Source organism: Pararhizobium arenae (genome assembly GCF_001931685.1).
GTDB lineage: Bacteria > Pseudomonadota > Alphaproteobacteria > Rhizobiales > Rhizobiaceae > Pararhizobium > Pararhizobium arenae.
Window position 1 is genome coordinate 1 of sequence record NZ_MOOY01000032.1, and the last position, 1,094, is coordinate 1,094.

The window sequence follows — 1,094 nt, forward strand, 5'->3', positions numbered from 1 at the left end:
ATCACCGACGTGACCGACATGCGCGCTGAGGCTCGTCTGAAAGACGACCTGGTTCGCGACAAGGCCATCCTTCTGCAGGAAGTCCAGCACCGGGTCGCCAACAGCCTGCAAATCATTGCCAGCGTCCTCATGCAGAGTGCGCGCCGTGTTCAGTCGGAGGAAGTCCGCGGGCATCTCCATGACGCCCGTCAACGCATCATGTCGATTGCAGCCCTGCAACGTCAGCTTTCCACCTCCACCGGCGGCAGTGTCGAGTTGCGTGCCTATTTCACGCAGCTTTGCCAAAGTCTCGGCGCATCGATGATCGCGGACCCCGAGCGGCTGTCGATCCGGGTAAAGGTCGATGACAGCACCGTCCCGGCGGATGTCTCCATCAGTCTGGGTCTCATCGTTACCGAACTCGTGATCAATGCCCTCAAGCATGCCTTCAGCGACGATCGGAATGGAACGATCGAGATCAACTATCAGTCGTCGGGCAAAGACTGGACCCTCTCGATTTCTGACGACGGAATTGGAATGCCCATCGGGAACGACGCCCCCAAGGCCGGGTTGGGGACCGGTATCGTCGAGGCACTCGTCAAAAATCTCGAAGGCGAATTGACAGTGAGCGACGCTGCCCCAGGGACGGTGGTGACGATCAGACATCGCGACACTTCAAATCTACGGACCGACTTTTCGCCAGCGGCGTAGGGACAGCTCGGCCCCTGAAGCGCCAAGGCTGCAGAGCTGCGGTCATTCTCATACAGTGAGTGAACAATGAAGAACGGCAAACCGGTCGTCTTGATCGTGGAAGACAGTGCGATAATCCGCATGAGCGCAGTCGATCTCGTGCTATCGGCGGGCTATGAAGCACTGGAAGCGGGCGACGCAGACGAGGCGATCCGCATCCTTGAAGGACGGGATGACATCGATCTCGTCTTCACCGATGTGCAGATGCCAGGGACGATGGACGGTATCAAACTGTCCCACTACATTCGCGATCGATGGCCACCCGTGAAGCTGATCGTCGCCTCCGGTGCGGCCATCGTCGAAGAAAGCATGCTGCCCGGCGGCAGTCGCTTCTTCCCCAAGCCCTACGATGACCTGACCATCAC

General features: G+C 59.0%; 2 protein-coding genes. Both read left to right on the top strand.

What is annotated here, in order from left to right:
• On the top strand, positions 1-690 hold a 690-nt coding region (locus BLX89_RS23740), incomplete at its 5' end, for a sensor histidine kinase (protein ID WP_075293392.1).
• 66 nt (positions 691-756) lie between these two features.
• Positions 757-1,094: response regulator (locus BLX89_RS23745; protein ID WP_075293393.1), on the top strand; the 338-nt coding region annotated here is incomplete at its 3' end.